Origin of the sequence: Pantoea graminicola (assembly GCF_048452665.1) — a bacterium.
GTDB lineage: Bacteria > Pseudomonadota > Gammaproteobacteria > Enterobacterales > Enterobacteriaceae > Pantoea.
Window position 1 is genome coordinate 660,417 of the sequence record NZ_JBLWSJ010000001.1, and the last position, 23,636, is coordinate 684,052.

Annotated in this window: 13 protein-coding genes; 11 read left to right on the top strand and 2 right to left on the bottom strand. The window is 57.4% G+C overall.

Annotation, left to right across the window (positions count from 1 at the left end; translation table 11 throughout):
* The first annotated feature begins 9 nt into the window (after window positions 1-9).
* Both ACNY69_RS03300 and ptsG read left to right on the top strand, forming a co-directional pair.
* The gene (locus tag ACNY69_RS03300; protein WP_111138653.1) at window positions 10-801 is read left to right on the top strand and encodes a metal-dependent hydrolase; all 792 of its coding nucleotides are present in this window, start codon (window positions 10-12) and stop codon (window positions 799-801) included.
* A gap of 291 nt (window positions 802-1,092) precedes the next feature.
* Complete coding sequence (gene ptsG, locus ACNY69_RS03305; protein ID WP_111138654.1) at window positions 1,093-2,529, top strand: PTS glucose transporter subunit IIBC; 1,437 nt, start codon at window positions 1,093-1,095, stop codon at window positions 2,527-2,529.
* Between the two features lie 54 nt (window positions 2,530-2,583).
* Here the strand turns inward: ptsG and bglB are convergent, their stop codons facing one another.
* Window positions 2,584-3,723 carry a beta-galactosidase BglB gene (gene bglB / locus ACNY69_RS03310; RefSeq protein WP_418797302.1) on the bottom strand — a complete coding sequence of 380 codons (1,140 nt, stop codon included), beginning with the start codon at window positions 3,721-3,723 and terminating at the stop codon, window positions 2,584-2,586.
* Window positions 3,720-5,321 carry an MFS transporter gene (locus ACNY69_RS03315; RefSeq protein ID WP_111138656.1) on the bottom strand — a complete coding sequence of 534 codons (1,602 nt, stop codon included), beginning with the start codon at window positions 5,319-5,321 and terminating at the stop codon, window positions 3,720-3,722. The genes bglB and ACNY69_RS03315 overlap by 4 nt, the downstream gene beginning before the upstream one ends.
* A 359-nt stretch (window positions 5,322-5,680) precedes the next feature.
* Between ACNY69_RS03315 and hinT the strand changes: the two genes are divergently transcribed.
* From hinT to ACNY69_RS03360, 9 genes are all read left to right on the top strand, one after another.
* On the top strand, window positions 5,681-6,031 hold the full coding sequence (gene hinT / locus ACNY69_RS03320) for a purine nucleoside phosphoramidase (protein WP_111138657.1): 351 nt from the start codon (window positions 5,681-5,683) through the stop codon (window positions 6,029-6,031).
* A gap of 18 nt (window positions 6,032-6,049) precedes the next feature.
* Window positions 6,050-6,418 (top strand): YcfL family putative periplasmic lipoprotein, encoded by a 369-nt coding sequence (locus ACNY69_RS03325; protein ID WP_111138658.1) that lies wholly within the window; start codon window positions 6,050-6,052, stop codon window positions 6,416-6,418.
* An 11-nt stretch (window positions 6,419-6,429) separates the two neighbouring features.
* The gene (gene lpoB, locus ACNY69_RS03330) at window positions 6,430-7,029 is read left to right on the top strand and encodes a penicillin-binding protein activator LpoB (protein ID WP_111138659.1); all 600 of its coding nucleotides are present in this window, start codon (window positions 6,430-6,432) and stop codon (window positions 7,027-7,029) included.
* A gap of 16 nt (window positions 7,030-7,045) precedes the next feature.
* Window positions 7,046-7,828, top strand: a complete 783-nt coding sequence (gene thiK, locus ACNY69_RS03335; protein ID WP_418797363.1) for a thiamine kinase — start codon at window positions 7,046-7,048, stop codon at window positions 7,826-7,828.
* A gap of 39 nt (window positions 7,829-7,867) precedes the next feature.
* Window positions 7,868-8,908 (top strand): beta-N-acetylhexosaminidase, encoded by a 1,041-nt coding sequence (nagZ, locus tag ACNY69_RS03340; protein WP_293774036.1) that lies wholly within the window; start codon window positions 7,868-7,870, stop codon window positions 8,906-8,908.
* Between the two features lie 40 nt (window positions 8,909-8,948).
* Window positions 8,949-9,491, top strand: a complete 543-nt coding sequence (ycfP, locus tag ACNY69_RS03345) for an alpha/beta hydrolase YcfP (RefSeq protein ID WP_111138661.1) — start codon at window positions 8,949-8,951, stop codon at window positions 9,489-9,491.
* A 212-nt stretch (window positions 9,492-9,703) separates the two neighbouring features.
* Window positions 9,704-11,008: an NAD(P)/FAD-dependent oxidoreductase gene (locus ACNY69_RS03350; protein ID WP_111138662.1), complete on the top strand. Its 1,305-nt coding sequence runs from the start codon at window positions 9,704-9,706 to the stop codon at window positions 11,006-11,008.
* A gap of 581 nt (window positions 11,009-11,589) precedes the next feature.
* A complete protein-coding gene (locus ACNY69_RS03355) occupies window positions 11,590-13,299 on the top strand; it encodes a ShlB/FhaC/HecB family hemolysin secretion/activation protein (protein ID WP_418797303.1) in 1,710 nt (569 codons plus the stop codon).
* Window positions 13,300-13,338: 39 nt separating this feature from the next.
* On the top strand, window positions 13,339-23,433 hold the full coding sequence (locus ACNY69_RS03360) for a hemagglutinin repeat-containing protein (protein ID WP_418797304.1): 10,095 nt from the start codon (window positions 13,339-13,341) through the stop codon (window positions 23,431-23,433).
* Window positions 23,434-23,636: the final 203 nt, after the last annotated feature.

The following is a 23,636-nucleotide window of genomic DNA, read 5'->3' on the forward strand; positions in this document are numbered from 1 at the left end:
AGACTACTTATGTTTATTGTTGATTCCCATTGCCATCTTGATGGCCTGGATTATGAAAAGAACCACCGCGACCTCGATGATGTGATCGCCAAAGCGGCGGCCCGGGATGTGAAATTCATGCTGGCCATCGCCACCACGCTGCCGGGTTTTCATACCCTGAAAAAGCTGGTCGGCGATCGGCAGAACATTGCGCTCTCCTGCGGTGTTCATCCGCTGAATCAGGAAGAGGCTTATGACGTTGAGGAGTTCCGCCGGCTCTCCGCCGATCCCCGTGTGGTGGCGCTGGGTGAAACCGGGCTGGATTACCACTATCAGCCCGAGACCAGAGAGCAGCAGCAGCGCTCATTCCGGGAACATATCCGTACCGGTATTGCACTGAACAAGCCGATCATCGTCCACACTCGTGATGCGCGTGACGACACGCTGGCCATTCTGCGTGAAGAGCAGGTTGAGCGCTGCGGCGGCGTGCTACACTGCTTTACCGAGGATCAGCCCACTGCCGCGAAGCTGCTGGATATGGGCTTTTATATCTCCTTCTCCGGGATTGTCACCTTCCGTAATGCCGAACAGTTGCGGGAAGCCGCTCGCTACGTGCCGCTGGATCGGATGCTGGTGGAAACAGATTCGCCTTATCTGGCGCCGGTGCCTTACCGGGGTAAAGAGAATCAGCCTGCCTATACCCGCGACGTGGCCGAATATCTGGCCGTGCTGAAAGGGGTGGATATGGAAACCCTGGCCGCCGCCACCACGCAGAACTTCTCTACACTGTTCCATATTCCGATGAGCCAGCTGGGTGCCTGAACCCGGTTTTTATTTCAGCCTCTGTAATTAATCTGTCATCTGCTCATATGACCCTGTTTTTAAAGACAGGGTCAGCTTTTTATCGCCGGTTTATCGTGCAGGTCAGTGAGAAATTTCGTAAAGTGCGCAGCCGGGATTGTTGAAACGTGATAGCCGTCAAAGTAACAGGGCGGTATTTATTTTACCCTTCGTAATAAATCAAAAGGCGGTTACCGCCACCCCGGCAAAGAATCCTCCCTCTTTGCCACGCGCACTGCGCAAATATGCACTCATACTCAGGAGCTTCACGCTATGTTCAAAAATGCTTTTGCCAACCTTCAAAAGGTCGGTAAATCGCTGATGCTGCCGGTTTCGGTTCTGCCGATCGCCGGTATTTTATTAGGGGTCGGTTCAGCCAATTTCAGCTGGTTGCCTGCAGTGGTTTCGCATGTAATGGCAGAAGCGGGTGGATCGGTGTTTGCCAACATGCCGCTGATCTTCGCGATCGGTGTCGCGCTGGGCTTTACCAATAATGACGGCGTGTCGGCGCTGGCCGCCGTTGTCGCCTATGGCATCATGGTGAAAACCATGGCGGTTGTGGCACCTCTGGTGCTGCATCTCTCTGCGGCGGAGATCGAGGCAAAACACCTCGCCGACACCGGGGTTCTCGGCGGGATTATCGCCGGTTCCATCGCGGCCTACATGTTCAACCGCTTCTACCGTATCAAGCTGCCTGAATATCTGGGCTTCTTCGCCGGTAAACGCTTTGTGCCGATCATCTCTGGTCTGGCAGCGATTGTGCTGGGCGTGCTGCTCTCCTTCATCTGGCCACCTGTCGGTGCGGCGATTCAGGAGTTCTCACAGTGGGCAGCCTACCAGAACCCGGTTGTGGCCTTTGGTATCTATGGCGTCGTTGAGCGTTCGCTGGTGCCATTTGGTCTGCATCACATCTGGAACGTGCCTTTCCAGATGCAGATTGGTGAATACACCAATGCGGCAGGCCAGGTATTCCACGGCGATATCCCACGCTACATGGCGGGTGACCCGACCGCAGGTAAACTCTCTGGCGGCTTCCTGTTCAAAATGTACGGTCTGCCGGCTGCGGCGATTGCTATCTGGCACTCAGCGAAACCGGAAAACCGTGCCAAAGTGGGCGGTATCATGATCTCCGCTGCGCTGACCTCATTCCTGACCGGTATCACCGAACCGATTGAATTCTCATTCATGTTCGTGGCGCCGATCCTGTATGTGATTCATGCGCTGCTGGCCGGTCTGGCATTCCCAATCTGTATCCTGCTTGGCATGCGTGATGGCACCAGCTTCTCACACGGTCTGATCGACTTTATCGTGCTGAGCGGTAACAGTAGCAAAATCTGGCTGTTCCCGATTATCGGTATCATCTACGGCCTGGTTTACTACACCATCTTCCGTGTTCTGATTGCGAAGCTGGACCTGAAAACCCCAGGCCGCGAAGAGAGCAGCAGCAGTGAGCAGTCTGCTGCGACCGGTTCTGAGATGGCGGGCAAACTGGTGGCTGCGTTTGGTGGTAAAGAGAACATCACTAACCTGGACGCCTGTATCACACGTCTGCGCGTCAGCGTTGCCGATGTGGGTAAAGTTGACCAGACCGAACTGAAAAACCTCGGCGCCCGTGGCGTGGTGGTGGCTGGTTCCGGTGTACAGGCTATCTTCGGTACCAAATCGGATAACCTGAAAACAGATATGGATGATTACATCCGCAGCATGTGATGATTCACCGCTGTGAAAAAGCCCCGCTGTGCGGGGCTTTTTTTTGGGCGCGATTCAGAGATAGACGCGCAGATACTCTGTCAGGCAGAGCAGGGCCATCGCCTGACCGTAAGGCATGGAGGTCAGGGGAACTCCGCGGTAGTAATCCAGGTCGCTGCCCATTGCGGTACCAAATGAGACCTGCTTCAGCTCGCCATCCTCATCAATATGGGCGATCACGCCGAGCAGCGCCTTTTCGGCCACCTCGCGATACGCCGCGGGCAGATAACGTTTGCGGACGGCTTTCAGAATGCCATATGCAAACCCGGCGGTAGCCGATGCCTCAAGATAACTGTCGGGATCGTCGAGCAGGGTGTGCCACAAGCCGCTGGGGTGCTGGCAGGCTCGGAGTGCGTCAGCCTGCGTCTCCAGCACCTGCTGCAGAAAACGGCGTGTGGCGTGCTGCTCAGGCCAGTTCATCATCTCCAGGAAGTCGGGTATCACGATCGTTACCCAGCTGTTGCCGCGCGCCCAGCGCGCCCTGGCGAAATTATGGCGGCCGTCGAAGTTCCAGCCGTGAAACCACAGGCCGGTTTCGCGATCCATCAGATACTGCGTGTGCAGCAGGAACTGATAGCTTGCTTCCTCGACCCACGCATCGCGCTTCAACAGCTGTCCGATTTTAGCCAGCGCCATCACGCTCATCATCAGCGTGTCATCCCAGAGCTGCTGGCTGTTTTCGTTGTTGTAGACGATGTGCTGCAGGCCGCCCTGTTCGGTGCGCGGCATCTCATACATGACCCATTCTGCCCAGCGCTCCAGCACCGGCACCCAGGCCGGGTTACGGGTCTCTTCGTAACGATAAGCCAGCGTCAGAAAAGGGCAGACGGTATTCACATTTTTGGTCGGTGTTCCCTCCGCCAGACGCTGCGCGAACCATGTATCGATGAGCGCCAGCGTCTCCGCGTCACCGGTCTGCTGATAGTAGTGCAGCATGCCATACAGACCAATACCGTGCGTCCATTCCCAGCCCGCCCAGCCTTTGGTATCGATCACCCGGCCATCGTCCAGCCGCAGCAGAAACTCGCCGGTTTCGTCGGTGATATTAATCAGATTTTGCGTCAGCTTCTGAATCAGCTGAACCAGTTCGCTGCGCGGCAGCAGCCAGGTCGGCTGGCGCAGGAGGAGGCTCTGTTTAACGGGGTAGAGTGTCATGATTTATTCCTGTTCAGGGTCGGGTTCAGAGAAGGGGAGACCGGAGAGCGGGCCGGGTATTTTGCCGCTGCAGGCTTGTGACGATTCAGAAAACCGATGTTGTTGTTGCCCCACAGATTTTCATAGGGCATGCCTGCCAGAGTCTCCACGATATCGCGCGCCGCTGGCGTGAGATTTTCCGGCACGGTGCGGTTCGCTTCACGCATCTTCAGCGTCTCCTGACGCAGCACGGTGTGGGTCTGCAGGTTGAGCCTGAAGCGCAGTGACACCAAAAAGCCGCAGGCCAGCACGGATAAGGTGCCGAGGCTCAGGATCGCCAGTATGGTGTGGCTGACGGAGGGGGTCTGTGTCGCCTGACCTGAGACAAAGCCGGAGAGTTGCAATACGATTCCGACCAGCATGACGGCACCGGCCTGAGAGGCTTTGCGGGTCAGGGTCATGATGCCGGCAAAGATCCCCTCGCGACGCTGACCGGTGATCACCTCATCCACATCGGCGATATAGGTATAGGTGTTCCACGGCACATAGTTGATGCCGCCGCGTCCCAGTCCGGCCAGGGCGGAGATCGCTAACAGCAGCGAAAGATTGTCGTTCATGCCGGCATACCACAATCCGGCGTAAGAGAGCGCCGCCAGGCCGAACAGAATGGCTACCAGACGGTAGGCGGGGGCAGGCCCGATACGGATGCAGAGCGGGATCATCGCCATGACGGCAATAAACTGCAGCACCGCCATGGTGCCCATCATGCTGGAGGCCACCTGTGCGCTCTGCATCAGCACAAACACGACATACCAGGTGAAGACGGCGTTGAACACATCCTGGGCGATATAGCCGCCGAGATACATCCCGAGGTGCTGGCGAAAAATGCGGATGCGCAGCGTTGAAGCCAGTTCAACATAGAGTCGTCTGAGGTTCTGCGTCAGCGTCAGCTGCTGCTTTTCCAGCTCTGCCCGGCGTGACTCGGCAGAAAAGTCATCGGGATGGCGCTCCCAGGTAAAATACCAGACCAGTGCCAGAACCAGGGCGCAGATCACCGAGAACACCAGGCTGGCATAGAAAAAGGAGAGAGGGTTATCTTTGCCCAGCATTCCCAGCAGAATGCCAGGCAGAAAGGCAGCCAGAATCGCTGAGAGCTGCGCCAGGCCGATGCGGGCACCGGAGAAACGGGTTTTCTGCTTGAAGTCGTCAGTCATTTCCGGCACCAGCGTTTCATAGGGCACCAGAATCATGGTGTAGACGATATCAAACAGCAGGTAAGTGGTGAGATACCACCAGAAACTCATGTCGCTGACCCACATCAGGCTGTAACTGAAAACGCAGGGGATGCCGAGCAGAATAAAGAATCTGCGGCGGCCAAAGCGTTTTCCCAGCCAGGTCGATCCGAAATTGTCGGTCAGAAAGCCCATCAAAGGGCTGACCACGGCATCCAGCACGCGCGCTGCCGCAAATATCAGCGTGGCCTGTATCGGGGTTAAGCCACAAAAAGTGGTGTAGAAATAGAGCAGCCAGGCGGCGGTGAGCGCCGTGGTGCCTGCTCCCAGAAAGTCTCCGGAACCATAGGCCAGATAGTGGCCAAGACCAATTTTACGTGAGCGCATGTCGGATGCTCCTTGAGGTTGTATGGCGATTTATCCCTGGTGATGCCGGCCATCTCACCCGGTCTGGTTAGAAAAGTAGAGCTGACGGCGGCGCTAAACCTTCGCAATCTGGCTACGACTGGCAAATAAGTGGCAATCAGATAAAGAAAAGGGGGGCGAAAATCTAATTTATAAAACAGTGTTTCATTTTTAAAGGTTTCCGGCGGGTAGCTGTTCAGGTGGACCCTGTATCAGCGGAGGCGAAGTGTCGCTGCTGCAAAGGCAGGCGAACAATGCAAGAAAAGTGGTCCTGAGGTTGAAAGAAAACAAATTTCTCCCGCATACTCATTGATTACGACTCAGGCTACAGGAATTGCACCATGGCTGAAGAAACCATTTTTAGTAAAATTATTCGCCGCGAAATCCCCGCTGATGTGGTTTATCAGGATGAGCTGGTCACTGCCTTCCGCGATATCTCCCCCAAAGCACCGACCCATATTTTAATCGTGCCGAATGTGCTGATTCCGACGGTCAACGAGGTGGAAGCGGCGCATGAACATGCGCTGGGACGGATGTTCACCACCGCAGCGAAAATTGCCCGGCAGGAAGGGATCGACCAGGATGGTTACCGTCTGATTGTGAACTGCAATCAACATGGGGGTCAGGAGGTTTATCACATCCATATGCATCTGGTGGGTGGCGAACCGCTGGGCCCGATGCTCTCAAACTGACCATAACGGAAGCGTGCTATGCGATCCTGGCTGACCGGCCTGCCGATCCTGCTCTGCCTGACGGGCTGCAGCAGTGATAAACCGATGATCAATACCTCACAGTCACTGGTGATGGAATCCTCTGTGCTGTCGGCAGGGATCATTACCGACGAGCCCGCGCTGGATGAGCACGATGGACTGAAACGTGCCACCAGCGTGCTCTATAATCAGCGCGAAGCCCCGGTCGTTGTTCACTATCGTTACTACTGGTATGACGATAAAGGACTGGAAATTACGCCGCAGGAACCGGCGCAGACCGTGACTGTTCCGGCGCAGGGAAGCATTGTCGCCGCCTCGCAACTGGGTAACCTGACAGCCAGCAAGGTTCGTCTTTATCTCTATCTTTAAGGATCTTCTACGTGATACGCAGTGTGAATCGTACCGGAGCGCTTCTGATGGCGCTCATCCTGACCGGCTGTGTGGTGAAACAGCAGCAGCCTGCACCGGTTGAACCGACCCAGCCTGTGGAGCCGGTCCAGCCCGTTCCGCAACCTGAACCGCAGCCCGTTCCGCAGCCGCAGCCGGTGCCCCAGCCGCCGAAACTGGTCACCATTAACTGGGATGCCAGCGTTCAGCCGCTGGTGGCGAAGATGTTGCAGGCCGCCAGCGCCGAACCGGGCAGCGTGCTGCTGGTCGATCGGATTAAAAACAGCACCAACGGTGCGCTGCAGAGCGAGAAAGCCACCGCGGCTATCCAGAATGCGCTGAACAACAACGGCAAATTTACCCTGGTTTCCGCCGATCAGCTGGCGCAGGCCAAGCAGGCGCTGGGCTTATCGCCGGATGACAGCCTTAATTCTCGCAGCAAAGCGATTGGTCTGGCGCGCAACGTCAATGCGCAGTATGTGCTGTACAGTAACGCCAGCGGTGATGTCAAAGCACCCACCCTGCAGATGCAACTGATGCTGGTGCAGACCGGCGAGATCGTCTGGTCCGGCAACGGCATTGCCCAGAATTAATGCCGCGCTGCAGCGGATGATTCAGCAGGTCGCCGGCGACTCTGATAAGGCGTCCATTATCCCGCTCGCGGGTCTGACCGGACACAGCCAGAAAATTGTCACCCCGCGCGCCACCTTTATCGCGCGGGCGGCCCCGCAGCCGGTTATTCCGTTTGTGGAGCGGCAGCGCGAATTCCGGCTGTTACGAAAATTGCGTGCCAGCGGTGTCACGCCGCATCCCGTGGCGGGCAACCGGCAGGGAATTATCCTGAGCTGGTGTCCGGGCGAGACGCTGGATGAATCGCGTTTCAGTCAGCAGCGTCCGCAGATTCTGGCGCTGCTGCAACGGCTGCATCAGCAGCCGCTGACGGGCTATCGCCTGCTGCTGCTGCCGCTGTTATGGCGCTACTGGCAACTTACGCCGCAGCGCAATCACCGCTGGCTGCGGTCGCTCAGACGCCTGACACAGCAGGGGGAACCGCAGCCGCTGCGGCTGGCACCGCTGCATATGGATCTGCACGCCGGGAATGTTATACAGAGCCCGGCGGGACTGCAGCTGATCGACTGGGAGTATGCCGCCGATGGCGACGTTGCGCTGGAACTGGCGGCGATCTGTGCCTGCGATCCGCAGCATCAGCACGACTGGCTGGCTAGCTATGCCGCCGCGATGCAGCTGCCGCTCACCGCGCTGGCGCAGCAGGTCAGACGCTGGCAGCCCTGGCTGCGTCTGCTGATGGCCAGCTGGTATCAGCTCCGCGCCGATCAGTGTGACGACGCCACATTACAACAGCTGGCTCGACAGAGCTGGGAACAGATTTAACCGCGTGACGCCCCTGCGTTGCGCTACAGGATTCAGGTTATGAAATCACATTTGCCCGGCCCGCTGATGCTTGACGTCGGCGGCTATGAACTGGATGGCGAAGATCGCGAGATCCTGCAACATCCGCTGGTCGGCGGGTTAATTTTGTTTGCCCGCAACTATCACGATCCCGCCCAGCTTGCCGAGCTGGTGCGTCAGATCCGCGCCGCGTCGCACACCCGGCTGGTGGTGGCGGTGGATCAGGAGGGGGGACGCGTGCAGCGTTTCCGCGACGGTTTCACCCAGCTGCCCGCCATGCAATCTTTTGCGGCGCTGCACGACGCAGAGAGCGCCGGCGAGCTGGCACAGCAGGCGGGCTGGCAGATGGCAGCTGAGATGATCGCGATGGATATCGATATCAGCTTCGCGCCGGTGCTCGACGTGGGCCATATCAGCGCCGCAATTGGCGATCGATCCTTCCATGCCGATCCGGCGATCGCGCTGGCCGTGGCGCGCCGCTTTATTGCGGGAATGCATGAGGCAGGCATGAAAACCACCGGCAAACATTTTCCGGGGCATGGCGCGGTCAGCGCCGATTCGCATAAAGAGACGCCGCGCGATCCACGCGATGAGAAGACGCTGCGTGAGCATGACATGGCGATCTTCAGCAGCCTGATTACGGAGCAGGCCCTGGATGCCATCATGCCTGCCCACGTCATCTATACCGACGTTGATCCCCTGCCTGCCAGCGGTTCGCCCTACTGGCTCAAAACCGTGCTGCGCGAGGAGCTGCGCTTTGACGGCGTGATTTTCTCCGACGATCTGTCGATGGAGGGGGCCGCCGTGATGGGCAGTTATGCGGAGCGGGCGCAGCAGTCTCTTAATGCGGGATGTGACATGGTGCTGGTCTGCAATCAGCGTCAGGGGGCGATCAGTGTGCTGGATAACCTGATCCCGGTCGGGTCAGAGCGGGTCACGCGGTTGTATCATCAGGGCAGATTTACCCGCGATGAACTGCAGGCAACGCATCGCTGGAAAAACAATGCCCAGCAACTGAGCGCGCTTCAGGAACGCTGGCTGGCTCATAAGGCGTCGTGGTAAACAGTGACTGCCCGGCGCTATCACTACCTTGAGGATTATCATGATCATCTATCTGCACGGTTTTGATTCCAACAGTCCGGGTAATCACGAAAAAGTGCTGCAACTGCAGTTTATTGACTCTGACGTCAGGTTACTCAGTTACAGCACCCGCCATCCGAAACATGATATGCAGTTTCTGCTGAAAGAGACGGATAAGATGCTGACGCAGTCTGGCGACGATCATCCACTGATCTGCGGCGTCGGGCTTGGCGGTTTCTGGTCAGAGCGCATCGGCTTCCTGTGCGGCATCCGGCAGGCGATTTTTAATCCCAACCTCTTTCCGCATGAGAATATGGAAGGGAAGATTGATCGGCCGGAAGAGTATCTGGATATCGCCACTAAATGCGTCAGCGATTTCCGCGAACGCAACCGTGGCCGCTGTCTCACCTTTCTCTCACGTCAGGATGAGGTGCTCGACAGCCAGCGCAGCGCTGATCATCTCCGGCCTTTTTATGAGATCGTCTGGGATGAGACGGAAGGGCACAAATTTAAAAACCTCTCTTCCCATCTTCAGCGGATAAAAGCATTCAAAACAGCAGGTTAAACAGAACAGGCACCGCAGGGTGCCTGATTTCGTTACGTAATTATCTGACTTTTATTTTCCTGTTTTGATCTATATCAATATTCTTATGTTCTCCTCTTCCCGCCATGCTATTCTGCCAGCAGATTGCGATTTTAACTTCGCCAACCCTATGTTTCTTAAGGTTTAATTTAACCTTTGGTTAACTTTTGGTTCACAATTTGAGGGGGTCTTTGTTGACTACGTCAGTTAAGAAAATTGTTATTGTCGGAGGGGGAGCCGGCGGTCTTGAGATGGCTACGCAACTGGGCCATAAACTGGGGCGCAAAAAAAAGGCCGAGATTATTCTGGTCGACCGTAACCACAGCCATCTGTGGAAGCCGCTGCTGCATGAAGTCGCGACCGGCTCCATGGATGAGGGCATTGATGCACTGAGCTATCTGGCGCATGCCCGCAATCACGGGTTTGAGTTTCAGCTGGGTTCCCTCACCGACATCGACCGCAGCCGGAAAGTCATCCGTCTGGCTGAAGTGGTGAACGCGCAGGGCGAAGTGCTGGTGCCGCAGCGGGAAGTCGCCTATGACCAGCTGGTGATGGCGCTGGGCAGTACCTCAAATGATTTCGGCACCCCGGGTGTCAAAGATCACTGCATCTTCCTGGACAACCCGCATCAGGCGCGCCGCTTCCACAATGAGATGCTCAATCTGTTCCTGAAATTCTCCGCCAGCGAAGGCAGGCAGGAGAAAGTGAACATCGCCATCGTCGGTGGCGGCGCGACCGGCGTTGAACTCTCTGCTGAACTGCATAATGCGGTGAAGCAGCTGCACAGCTATGGATTCAAAGGCCTGGGGCGTGAAGCGCTGAATGTGACGCTGGTCGAGGCGGGCGAACGTATTCTGCCTGCGCTGCCACCGCGCATCTCCGCCGCGGCGCATCAGGAGCTGACCAAACTGGGCGTGCGTGTTCTGACACAGACCATGGTCACCAGCGCTGAGCACAACGGCCTGAACACCAAAGGCGGCGAGTTTATCGAAGCCGACCTGATGGTCTGGGCCGCCGGGATCAAGGCGCCTGACTTTATGAAAGAGATTGGCGGACTGGAAACCAACCGTATCAATCAGCTGGTGGTTAAAGAGACGCTGCAGACCACGCTGGACGATGACATCTACGCGATTGGTGACTGCGCCTCCTGCGCACTACCGGGCGGCGGTTTCGTGCCGCCTCGCGCCCAGTCTGCGCATCAGATGGCCTCACGCGCGATGGATAATATTCTGGCGCAGCGTGCCGGTAAGCCGCTGAAAGCCTATGTCTATAAAGATCACGGCTCGCTGGTGTCGCTCTCGCGCTTCAGCACGGTCGGCAGCCTGATGGGTAACCTGATGCGCGGCTCGATGATGGTGGAAGGGCGGATTGCGCGCTTTGTCTATATCTCGCTCTATCGTATGCACCAGATCGCGCTGCACGGTTACTTTAAAACCGGCCTGATGATGCTGGTCGGCAGCCTCAACCGGGTGATCCGCCCGCGGCTTAAGCTGCACTAAGCTTCCGCGCTGAACCGGGTTAAAAACGAGCCTCCTCTATGCTGAGGGGGCTTTTTTATGGCCGTAACAGGCGCTTAACAACAATAGCCGCTCAGGAACCGCCTCCGCTTTTACAGACTGCATTGCTTAACTTTATTTGATGATTTCTGAATGTGGTGAGAAAGGCCCTTTCAGAAAAACTGCAAAATACAGCTCCATAGAAAAATAGAGATTGACAGCGAGGTACTGCGTAGTAAGTGACGTCTTATTCAGTCAACATCTGCATTCTGAGATCGGATTAACCCTTCGAAAACCCATTTTCTTTTAAGTTAATGAATATATTGCTATTTAAATGGGGCTGTCCCTTTCCCCTGCATTTCAGCAGCCTGTTGAAACCGCCTGATGAAATGAGACCGGGCACCATGAAATAGCTTTATTTAGGATGAAATGGCCCGATTTGAAGTGTCTGTATCGCACTGGTGTGTAAGGTTATTGTAAATTTTTCTACATTTTTTCTTGAGGTTTTCAATTCCAGCGCCATAATGTGCGCATAAAAAATACCAGATATACATTTTGTAACACATTTGCTACATGGACAGGTTATGCAGCTCGAAACAAAAGGACTTATTAAAGCGCTGGCATTTCTGCCTTGCGCCCTCCTGATTAATGCGCAGGTAGTGCAGGCTGCACCGGGTGATGAGCAGTTGCAGCATCAGCAGGAGCAACAGAAAGCGCGTCAGCAGCGGCTGATGCCGCAGGTACCTGATATTCGTCTTTCGGAGAAGGTTCCTTCACCTTCCCATCTGAATTTTCCGCAGGAAACACCCTGTTTTGTTATCCAGCAGGTCAGCCTGTCCGGGCTGGAGGCGATGCCGCACTGGGTGCCACTACGGCGCCTGGCCAGTCAGGCAAATGGCCACTGTCTCGGTGTAAAAGGGATTAGCCAGTTGATGGGCACGCTGCAAAACCGGCTGATTAATCACGGCTGGGTAACGACGCGCGTACTGGCACCGCAGCAGGATTTGCGTCAGGGTGTACTGCACCTGCTGATCGTGCCTGGCAAAATCCGCAAGGTAGAGCTTTCATCATCTTCCTCCCGTTACGTCAGCCTGTGGCCAGCATTGCCAGCCCATGCCGGTAATCTCCTGGATTTGCGCGATATCGAGCAGGGGCTGGAAAATCTGCAGCGCCTGCCGACTGTGGAAGCGCGTATGGCGCTGCGTCCGGGACTCAATCCGGGTGAGAGCGACATTGTGATTGAACGCACTCAGCATCGCTTCTGGCGCCTCGGCGTGTGGCTCGATGACTCGGGTACTGAAAGTACCGGCCGCTATCAGAGCGGAATTATGCTGGCGCTTGATAATCCGACTTCACTGAGCGATCTCTTCTATCTGACCGCCAGCCGCGACCTGGGATTTGCGGGCAGAAAAAGCAGCAAAAGCCTGTCGGGGCATTATTCGGTGCCTTTTGGCTACTGGTTATTTGGTCTTACCGCCAGCGATTACGACTATCACCAGACTGTCGCAGGTTACAGCCGCGATTTTCTCTATGCCGGGAAGAGCCGAACGCTGGATGCGCAGGTCAGCCGGGTGATCTATCGTAACGCCGCCGCTAAAACCAGCGTCAGTGCCGACGTACTGGTTAAAGCGTCGCGTAACTTCATCAATGATACGGAAATTACCAGCCAGGAGCGTCGAACCAGCGCATGGCGGCTTGGTCTGTCTCACCGGCATTATATCGGCCCGGCCACGCTGGACGCCGGTGTCAGTTATCAGCGTGGTACCCGCTGGTTCGGGGCACTGCCTGCGTGGGAGGAGTCATATCACGACTCCACCTACGCTACCGCGCTATCTAAAATTCTCACCTGGCAGGCGGGCCTCACTACGCCGTTTTCGCTGGGAAATCAGCGTTTAAGTTACAACATCCAATACCGACGCCAGATGAGTAACACCCCGCTGACACCGCAGGATGAGTTCGCGATTGGCAATCGCTGGACAGTGCGTGGTTTCGATGGGGAACGCACCCTCAGTGCCAGCCGGGGCTGGACTGTACAGAACACGCTGGCCTGGCAGACGCCGCTGCCTGCTCAGGAACTTTATCTGGGTGCTGACTATGGCGAGGTGGGAGGCAACAGTGCCTCTCAGGGCGGGCCGCTGGGACGTCATCTGGCGGGTGGTGTTGTCGGATTACGCGGCGGCATCATACCTGCCGGGGTCAGTTACGACTTTTTTGCGGGAATTCCGCTGTCGAAACCGGACGGCTTCAAAACCGATCCTGTGACTTTTGGTTTCAGCGTGAACTGGAATTACTGAATCCTTCATCAATATTGCTGACAATGGACTGTGCGCATTATGAATAAACTTTGCTATCGCCTTATTTTCAATCGGGTTCGCGGCATGTTAGTGGTGGTATCTGACATCACCCGCAGCGGCTATTCGCGCGTTGCCCGATGCCGTCAGCGCACCTCTCATTCAGAGACGCAGGTACGGATTTCACCGCTCAGCTTTGTACTCTGGCTGGCGGCAGGGGTGGTCAGCCTGCCGGCGCAGGCCAATATTGTGGCCGACAGCAGTGCGCCAGGCAGCCAGCAGCCCACCGTCATGGCCACTGCTAACGGTCTGCCGCAAATCAACATTCAGACGCCAAACAGTCAGGGCGTCTCACGCAATCAGTACAGTCAGCTCGACGTCGATGCGCGTGGCGCAATCCTGAACAACAGTCATCAGAACAGCGCCACTCAACTTGGCGGCATGGTGGCGGCTAACCCATGGCTTTCAAAGCAGGAAGCGACGGTCATACTCAACGAAGTGAATAGCCGTAATCCCAGCCAGCTGAACGGGTTTATTGAAGTGGCGGGTAAACGGGCTGCCGTAGTTATCGCTAACCCCTCAGGCATTACCTGTAACGGCTGTGGATTTATTAACGCCAGCCGCAATACGCTTACCACCGGCCAGGCACTGATCGAAAACGGTCAGCTCAAGGGGTTTGATGTGAATGGCGGCCGCATCAATATCGAAGGTAAGGGCCTGAATGACAGCGATGCGGACTATACCCAGATCATCGCGCAGTCGGTGGCGGTTAACGCAAAAGTTCATGCCCGTGAACTTAATGTGGTTACGGGCAGGAATCAGGTTACGGCTGAAGGCAACGTCACCACAGTAAAAACGGATGATGGGGCAACACGCCCTGAGTTTGCACTGGACGTCGCGGCAATCGGTGGTATGTATGCCCATAAAATCACCCTGACCGGTACCGAGAAAGGTGTGGGTGTGCGCAATGCTGGCGAGCTGGGGGCCAGCGCAGGTGAACTGCATCTGACGGCAGATGGCAGGCTGGAAAACAGTGGTACCTTGCAAAGTCAGGCTGCACTGCAGATAGCCAGCACTGGCGATCTACATAATAAGGGAAAGATCGTCTCACAGCAGGATGTGACGCTGACCTCCGGCGGCACGCTGCGCAACAGCGGACTGGTAAGCGCTGGCAGTAACACAACGCTCACTGCCAGCACGCTTGAGAATACCGCTGACAGCACCCTGGCGGCAGGCGTTGACAGCAATGGCACATTGAGTCAGCCCGGCAATTTACTGCTGACCAGTCAGGGTAACCTTACAGCACAGGGCAAAAATCTGGCGCATAACCAGATTCAGGCGCGGGGAGCCCAGGTCGATATGACCGGCAGCCAGACTTCGGCTGATGCTATTGTGCTGACGTCTACCCAGACAAACATCAGCACCCAGGGGGCAACCATAGCGGGCAGCACGCTCGAAGTTCAGTCTGCAACGAACCTTAATAATGATGATGGCAAGCTGGCTGCTGGCAGACTGACTGTTTCAGCGCAAAACATCAGTAACAATCGTGGTCTGCTACGCCAGCAAAACCGTGAAACCCTGGCTATTTCCACTGGTTCATTGTTTAACAATCAGGGCACGCTGAGCAATGAGGGCGATACCCGGCTGCGGGCTCAGCACATTGAAAACCGGGGCGGACTCATTTCAGGTAACGGCGATTCACTGTGGCTTGAAACGCCATCGCTTGATAATCAGGGCGGCACGGTGCAACTGGCAGGCAGCGGCGCGCTGAATCTAAATGCGACTCGCCTCGATGGAAATAAGGGCAATCTGTTATCAGCGGGTGCGCTAACACTCAGCGGTGAAAGGATTGATCTTTCAGAGGGACATACCCAGGCAGAGGCGCTGACACTGACAGCGGGCACGCTGGATAACCATCAGGGTCTGCTGTCGCAGCGTGGTACAGGCGAGATGGCGATCATGGCTTCAGGCGGCGCAGACAACCGCGATGGACGGATTGAGAGCGGCGGTAACCTGCATCTCACTTCAGGCAGCCTGGATAACAGTAGCGGCACGTTGCTGGCTGCTGGCAGTGGCAATCTGCAACTGCAGGTTCAGGAGACCCTGACAAACGCTCAGGGGGCGATACAGGCCAGCCGCAATCTGCAACTTACGGGTGGGCATCTGAATAATCAGCAGGGCCTTATTGCCTCAACTGGCGGTGATGCTACGCTGAAAACCCGCGAGGCTATTGATAACACGCAGGGCCGTATCGAAGCGAGCCGGCAGGTGACTCTGCGCAGTCAGGCGCTGAATAATCAGCGTGGAACCGTGCTGGGTAATGATGTAGATATCGATACGCAGCGGGGCGAACTGAACAATGTCAGCGGCAATCTGGTCGCGCGTACCGCTCTCAGCATTTCCAGTGGAAAAACGGACAATCAAACCGGACTGATCCAGTCAGGCGACGCTCTTACGCTCGATACACATGGGCAGGTGCTGAATAACCGCAACAGTGGCAAAGCAGGACTCATCAGCGGTGGCGCGTTACTTCTGTACAGTGGCGACCTTGATAACCAGAACGGCGTCATCGCCGCTGCGCAGCCTGCCCATATCAGCAGTGACCTGCTGACTAACATTGACGGCATCCTGATGTCGGACGGCGCAATGACGCTCAAGACAGGCAGGCTCGACAATCAGCGAGGCTTATTACAATCAGGTCAGGCGCTTTCTCTGGATACGCAGGGCGCGCAGCTGAACAATAGCGACAGCGGCGATCGTGGCGGCATTGTTGCGCGTGGCGATCTGCAACTCGTCACCGGAACGATACTGAGCGACCGGGGTATTATTCAGGGGCAGAACCTGCTGATCGATACTCAGGGGCAGGCTGCTGATTTCAGGTCTGGCCTGATGAGTGCCAGAGGTGCGCTGGAGCTGAACAGCGGTGCGCTGGATAATCGTGGCGGTCGATTGCAGTCTGGCGGGGATATGCAGCTGAATACGCACGGAAAAGCCCTGAACAACGCGATGTCGGGGGGCATTGTTGCGGGAGCTAATCTTCAGGTCAGCAGTGGCGATCTCGACAACAGCAGCGGCACGCTGGTCTCGGCAGGTTCTGTACAACTGAATAGCGGCGTGCTGAAGAACGCGGATGGAATAATCAATGCCGATCGTGGACTGACGATTGAAAGCAGCCGCATTGATAATCAGCATGGTCTGCTTCAGGCGGGCCAGGCGTTATCAGTTAACACTCAGGGCGGAGAACTGCTTAACCGCGACAGCGGCGAGCGCGGTGGGCTGATTGCAGGAGGCGATCTGCTTCTGTTGAGCGGCCAGATCGATGGCCGTAATGGTGTAATGCTGGGCCAGAATGTCCGCATCGACACCCATCAGCAGACCTTCGATCATCAGCAGGGGCAACTGGGCGCTAAAGGCACGCTGCAACTGGACAGCGGATTGCTCAACAACCGTGCAGGCAGGATGGAGTCGGGTGGCGATCTCAATCTGGATACCCATGGCAACGAGCTCATTAACCGTGACAGTGGCGCGGCAGGCGGCCTGTTCAGTGCGGGTATCCTGAAGCTCTACAGCGGCACGCTGGATAACCTGCGTGGTTTTATCACCGGCAGCAAAGGGGCACAGATTGCGGCAGGCGACATTCACAACCAGTCCGGCACGCTGACGGGCGGTAAAGGACGGCTTAATCTCACCAGTGGCGAGCTGCAGAACCAGGGCGGCCTGTTACAGGCCGGCAGCGACATGACGCTGGACACCCAGGGCCACGCCCTGATCAATCGCGACAGTGGCAGCCAGCGCGGCATCGTTGCCCTGAACAGTCTGGATCTGCGCAGTGGTGCGATTGATAACCAGACGGGCTTTATTGCCGCCGGAAACCAGGCCACGATCGGTGCCTCTGAGCTGAACAACAGTCAGGGACAAATCGCAGGTAATGGCGGCCTGTTGTTCAGCGGTCAGGCACTGAACAACAGTGACGGGAAACTGCAGTCGGCGGGGGATATCACCCTTAACACGTCCGGCCAGACGCTGGCCAACCAGCGCGGACTGATTGCCAGTGGCGGTAACCTTCACATCGACAGTGGCGCGCTGGATAACCAGCAGGGGCAGATACAGGGCGGCACCGATCTGACGCTCAATGCGGGACAAAATGCGCTGCTTAATCAGACAGGCAAACTCCTCTCGGCAGGCACGCTATCACTGACGGCAGGTCAGCTCACCAACAGCGACGGGCTGGTGCAAAGCGTCGGTGATGGCTTACTGTCGCTGAGCCAGCAACTCGATAACCGCAGCGGGCTGATTCAGGGCGGCCAGCAGATGACGATTACCACGCCATCGCTGATCAACCGCGATACCCGACAGAGCGGCAAAGGGATCGAAGCGGGCAGCTTAACCCTCGAAGCCGATACCCTGGATAACAGCCAGGGTGCGTTACGTGCAAACCAGCGGCTGGCATTAATCGTGAAGCAGGCGCTGGACAACGTCAGCGGGCTGATCTCCTCCGCCGATACCCTGACCATCCAGCAGAGTGCGCCAGCCCGGTCTGTGGCCTCTAAAACCCAGCAGCGTCGGACACTGGCCATCAATAATGCGCCGGGTCAGACGCTGACTATCAACAACCAGCAGGGCACCCTGATCGCCGATCACGACGTACAGATCAATGCGGCTGCGCTGAGCGGCGACGGGCAGGTGCTATCGCAGGGTGATCTTGGCATCGCCCTGGCGGGTGATTTCCATAATACCTCAGCGGTCAAAGCCAACGGCACACTGCGCCTGACGACAGGGGGCGACGTCACCAACGACGGCACCCTCGCGGCCCAGCAGGCGCTCTACCTGACTGCACAGAACGTCAATAATCAGGCAGGTGGTGAGATCAGCGGCGGACAGACCGACATCACGGCAGCGGACACCCTGAATAATCGCGGTCTGATTGATGGTGGCCTGACGCATCTGGTGGCGGGCGTGCTGAATAACAGCGGCACCGGTCGCATCTTTGGAGATCACATTGCCATTGCGGCTTCGCTGCTCAATAACCTCAGTGAAGAGGGCAAAGCGGCGGTGATTGCTGCCCGACAGCGAATGGATATTGCGGCGGGCACCCTGAACAACCGCGACCATGCGCTGATTTACAGTGATGGCGATCTGCATATTGGCGGCCAGCTGGATGCGAATTATCAGGCTACCGGACAGGGGCAGCAGCTCAACAATGACGGGGCAACCATTGAGGCCGGGCAGGATGCCACGATAGGTATGGCGGAAATCAACAACACCAACCGCCATCTGACTACTCAGATCGTTACGACTGAAGATAGTCAGCACCATGACGCGGTGCTCAAAGGCCATACTGACCGCTTCGACTGGGCCAAAGTGGACACCAGCAAAAAAAATAAATATGGCGTGCACACGGCAAAAATGCCGGACGGCACCAGCGGCAGCGAGTTTTATGAGTATGACTACCGAAGAGTAGTGAAAGAAACCCAGATCCAGGAGAGCGATCCAGGCAAAATCCTGTCGGGCGGTAACATGACCTTTAGCGCTGACCGTCTCAACAACCACGACAGCCAGATCGTCGCAGGGGCCGTGCTGGGCGGGCAGATAGGCGAGCTGAATAATCAGGCGACGAAAGGAACGCGCGTCACCACGGACGACGGGAAATCGGTACGCTGGTACGCGAAGAAGAAGAAAAAGAAATTTGGCGGAACCAAAACGTCACAAGGTAGAGATAAAAAAACGTATCGCCCGGCACCAGTGACAGAGACCATCGATCTGCAGACGCTGAGCTGGCAGGCTAACGCCGCGCCGCAGGGAAATGGCTACCAGACCGGCAACCGGCAGCAGCAGGGCGTTACTGCGCAGGCCGACAGTATTGGCTCGCCTTCTCTTCAGCAGGCAGTTACCGCCGTGGCGCTGAGTGCCACGGATAGCGGCAGTACCTTACTGCCCGCCGGATTACGCTATGACAGCGCACTGACGCTGGACAAACTCGGCAGCCTCAAAGACCGGCCGCTGCTGTTACCAGCCGGTCAGCAGTTCTCGCTTACGCTGCCCGCAACAGTGGTCGACGGACAGACCATTACGCCGGTGATCCGCGCTGTCTCACCGGACATCCGTCTGCCGGATAACAGCCTCTACCAGTTGCAACCCGGCAGTGACAGCCACTACCTGGTCGAGACCGATCCGCGCTTTGTGAATCAGAAGCAGTGGCTCAGCAGCGACTACATGCAGAATGCCCTGACCACCGACAGCAGCCTGATTCTGAAGCGGCTGGGTGATGGTTATTACGAGCAGCGGCTGGTGCGCGATCAGATTATTCAGCTGACCGGCAGCCGCTACATCAGCGGATATGGCAGCGATGAAGATCAGTATCGCGGGCTGATGAATAATGGGGTAGCCTTTGGCAAAGCCTACAACCTGGAACTCGGCGTGGCGCTGACCCCGGCGCAGATGGCACTGCTCACCAGCGACATCGTCTGGCTGGTGAACCAGACCGTGACGCTGCCGGATGGCACACAGCAGACCGTGCTGGTGCCGCAGGTTTATGCGAAGGTAAAACAGGGTGACTTAACCGGCGACGGCGCGTTGATCGGGGGCGGTAGCGTGGCGCTGTACGCCCGCAACGACATCACCAACAGCGGGACCATTCAGGGCCGCGACGTGACGCAGCTGACGGCGCAGTCGCTGACTAACAGCGGTTACATCAGCGGCAACACGGTTAATCTTACCGCCCGTCAGGATATCACTAACCTCGGCGGCACCCTGCGTGGCGACAGTCAGCTTACGCTGCTGGCGGGGCGCGACATCACCAGCCAGTCCACGCTGCGCGGCGACGGCATCGACCGCTGGATCGATCGTCCGGCCGGTATCTACGTGCAGGGCAGTGACGGTGCGCTGACGCTGAGTGCGCTGAACAATATCACTCTGGCCGCCAGCGATATCGGCAACGCCGGAGAGAAGAGCACCACGAAGATTCAGGCGGGCAATGACCTGACGCTCGGCACCCTCAGCACGCAGCACAGTGAAGACGACAGCTGGAACAGCAGCAACTACCGTCGCCTGTCACAGCAGAGCGACGCCGGGACACGCATCACCGCCGGTGGTGCGCTGGAACTGAGTGCCGGACAGGACATCCGCGCCACCGCTGCGGACGTCACGGCGGGCGGTGCACTGACCGCCCGTGCCGGACGCGATATCGTACTCAGCGCGGGCAACAGCCGCACCGATCTCACCGAACACAGTAAACAGACCAGCAAAGGACTGCTGTCGGGCAGCAGCCTGGAGACCCACGACGAGCTGCACAGCAGCGAGGCGCTCGGCACCACCCTGAGCGGCGACAGCGTCCGGCTTCAGGCGGGCCGCGACATTGGCGTGACCGGCAGCAACGTCGCCGGTACGCAGGATGTGGCGCTGACGGCGGGCCGCGATCTCAGCATCACGACTGCGACAGAAACGAATAATGAAGTGCATCAGCGCGAGGAGAAAAAATCGGGCCTGATGGGCACCGGCGGCATCGGTTTCACCGTGGGTCAGGCCATGCAGAAGAGCAGCACCGACGCCAGCGGCACGCTTAACCGGGGCAGCACGGTGGGCAGCAGCGACGGCAGCGTGACCCTCAGCGCCGGTAATCAGCTTACCGTGCACGGCAGCGACGTGATCGCCGGTCAGGATCTCTCCCTGAGCGGCAGCGACGTGACCGTCAGCGCAGCCGAAAACAGCCACACCGCGCTGACGAAGACCGAGCAGAAACAGAGCGGCCTGACGCTGGCGCTGTCCGGGACGGTGGGTGCGGCGCTGAACACGGCGGTGCAGACCGCCCGCACCGCCGATGAGAGCGATGATGGCCGGCTGAAGGCGCTGCAGGGCACCAAAGCGGCGCTGACGGCGGCGCAGGCCGCGCAGGCTTATCAGATGGACGGCGCGCAGACCGGTGCGGCGAACGCCAGAAACACTGCTTCGGGCTTCAAACCGGGTGATAAAGGTTATGACGAAGGCTCCACCAGCTCGGTCGGGATCAGCCTCTCGTACGGCAGCCAGTCGTCGAAAAGCGAGACCCGCTCCGAAAGCCGCGAGGCGCAGGGCAGTACGCTGGGTGCGGGCGGTAACCTGAACATCACCGCCACCGGCGCGCAGCCGGGCAGCGCGGGCGATATCCTCGTGCAGGGCAGTCAGCTGCAGGCGGGCGGCGACCTCGGGCTGACGGCGAAAAACGACATCAGCCTGCTCTCTGCGCAGAACAGCGAGCGCACCGACAGCACCAACAGCAGCAGGGGCGGCAGCGCCGGCATCGGGCTGACTGCCGGATCGGGCGGCTACGGCATCAGCGTGTCGGCCAGCGTCAACGCGGGTAAAGGCCGCGCAAACGGCAACGGGCTGACCCACACAGAGACCACACTCACGGCGGGCAACGGGCTGAGCCTGAACGCCGGGCGCGACACCACGCTTACGGGCGCTCAGGTGCGCGGCGAGAGCGTGAAGGTCGGCACCGGCCGCAACCTGACGCTGACCTCGGAGCAGGACAGCGACCGCTACGACAGCAAGCAGCAGAACGCCAGCGCGGGCGGCAGCTTTACCTTCGGCTCGATGACCGGGTCGGCGAACGTGAACGTGAGCCGGGATAAGATGCACAGCAACTGGCAGAGCGTGGCGGAGCAGACCGGGATTTTTGCCGGTCAGGGCGGCTTTGACGTGACCGCCGGTGAGCACACGCAGCTGAACGGTGCGGTTATCGCGAGTACGGCAGATGCCAGCCTGAACAGGCTCGACACCGGCACGCTGGGGTTCAGCGACATTGAGAACCACGCGGACTACAGAACCGAGCACCAGAGCGCGGGGATGAGCACCGGCGGCAGCATCGGCAGCCAGTTCGGGGGCAACATGGCGAACGGCCTGCTGGCGGGGCTGAACGGCAGCGGGAGCGCCTCGTCGGTGACGAAGGCGGCGGTGAGCGACGGCACGATTGTTATCCGTGATAAGGCGAAGCAGACGCAGGACGTGTCGGCGCTGAGCCGCGACGCAGAGGGGGCGAATCCGGGGCTGGATAAAATCTTCGATAAGGAGAAAGAGCAGCGGCGGATGGAGACGGCGCAGCTGCTGGCGGAAATCGGCAGCCAGGCGGGCGACATCGCGCGGACGCAGGGTGAGATAGCGGCGACAAAGGCCGCTACTGAGAAGATGAAAAACATCTCGCCGGACCAGAGGAAGGACGCCGAAGCGCAGTGGCGGAAGGCGAATCCGGGTCATGAACCCACCACGGCCGACATCACGGGTCAGGTGTACCAGACGCTGTACAACCGGGCGATGCCGGACAGCGGAATGGGAACCGGCGGGGCAGTACAGCAGGGTATCAGCGCGGCGACGGCGGCGATACAGGGGCTGGCGGGCGGGCTTGCCGGAGACAGTGGAGCTTCAGCTGTTGCAGGGGCTCAGGCAGGAAAAAATACTTCTGAGAACAACGACATGTTCAATCTACCGTCAGGGTTGAACAGTTATGGTAGTGCAGCCTCAACGCTTGGGACGTCAATGGAAGGTGCAGGAGCGACACCGAAAGAGATCAACGCGGCAATGAGTAAAAATGTTAAAGGTGATATGCCTGAAGGGGCAAATATAACCAAAGTTATCGTAAACGGTTATAAAGATGGTGTGTTGATTGCGGGTGCGTGGTATTTAGGCCCGGCGGCGTCGATAGGTAAGGTCGTGGGTGGTGCAGTAATCGCAGAAATAGCGAACGGGACATATCAGTGGTTTGATATAAACAGTGTCAAGAACCAGAGCTTGCCTGAAAACCAGCAAAAAACCTGGGATTACTGGGGCAGTGCTTCTGCGGCAGTAACGGGGGGATTGGCTCCGGGGCGCGGGGTATGGCAGAACGTGGGTATAGCCGCAGGTGGTACAATATTCACAGATGGAGCAGATGCGGTTGCCGTTAGTGGCTCAGTAGTCGGAGCTGCAGCCGGTGGCTTTTTTGGAAAATATGCTCCTATTGGAGTAGACAAAGTAATTGGTGGGAATAATATCCCTGACTTTATATATGATGTGATCGGATCTGGCGGCTCTGAAGTTATCAATGGTTTTACTAAAGAAGCATTAAAAACGCCGGTAGATAGCCAGGGTAAACAAGGGGCTGAGAAAAATGAAAAGTTACATTAAACTATTAATTTACTCATGTATTTTTTGCTGTGTTGTCTACTTTATTTTAACCGGAGGGGTGGCATTATTTATATACCTGACAAAGAATTATTTTTTCTACCCACTGGAAAAAATAAAAAGAACATTTTTTTTTGGTACAATATCAGGAGTAACCATAACAGTCGCTGCTTTTGTATTTAATAAAATTGGTGAGCATAAAACCC

What these genes read in the sequence shown, in the direction of transcription:
- hinT (WP_111138657.1), top strand. Translation starts at nt 5,681, where the DNA reads ATGGCTGAAGAAACCATTTTTAGTAAAATTATTCGCCGCGAAATCCCC.
- ACNY69_RS03300 (WP_111138653.1), top strand. Translation starts at nt 10, where the DNA reads ATGTTTATTGTTGATTCCCATTGCCATCTTGATGGCCTGGATTATGAA.
- ACNY69_RS03355 (WP_418797303.1), top strand. Translation starts at nt 11,590, where the DNA reads ATGCAGCTCGAAACAAAAGGACTTATTAAAGCGCTGGCATTTCTGCCT.
- thiK (WP_418797363.1), top strand. Translation starts at nt 7,046, where the DNA reads ATGATTCAGCAGGTCGCCGGCGACTCTGATAAGGCGTCCATTATCCCG.
- ycfP (WP_111138661.1), top strand. Translation starts at nt 8,949, where the DNA reads ATGATCATCTATCTGCACGGTTTTGATTCCAACAGTCCGGGTAATCAC.
- ACNY69_RS03315 (WP_111138656.1), bottom strand. Translation starts at nt 5,321, where the DNA reads ATGCGCTCACGTAAAATTGGTCTTGGCCACTATCTGGCCTATGGTTCC.
- nagZ (WP_293774036.1), top strand. Translation starts at nt 7,868, where the DNA reads ATGAAATCACATTTGCCCGGCCCGCTGATGCTTGACGTCGGCGGCTAT.
- ACNY69_RS03360 (WP_418797304.1), top strand. Translation starts at nt 13,339, where the DNA reads ATGAATAAACTTTGCTATCGCCTTATTTTCAATCGGGTTCGCGGCATG.
- bglB (WP_418797302.1), bottom strand. Translation starts at nt 3,723, where the DNA reads ATGACACTCTACCCCGTTAAACAGAGCCTCCTCCTGCGCCAGCCGACC.
- ACNY69_RS03325 (WP_111138658.1), top strand. Translation starts at nt 6,050, where the DNA reads ATGCGATCCTGGCTGACCGGCCTGCCGATCCTGCTCTGCCTGACGGGC.
- ptsG (WP_111138654.1), top strand. Translation starts at nt 1,093, where the DNA reads ATGTTCAAAAATGCTTTTGCCAACCTTCAAAAGGTCGGTAAATCGCTG.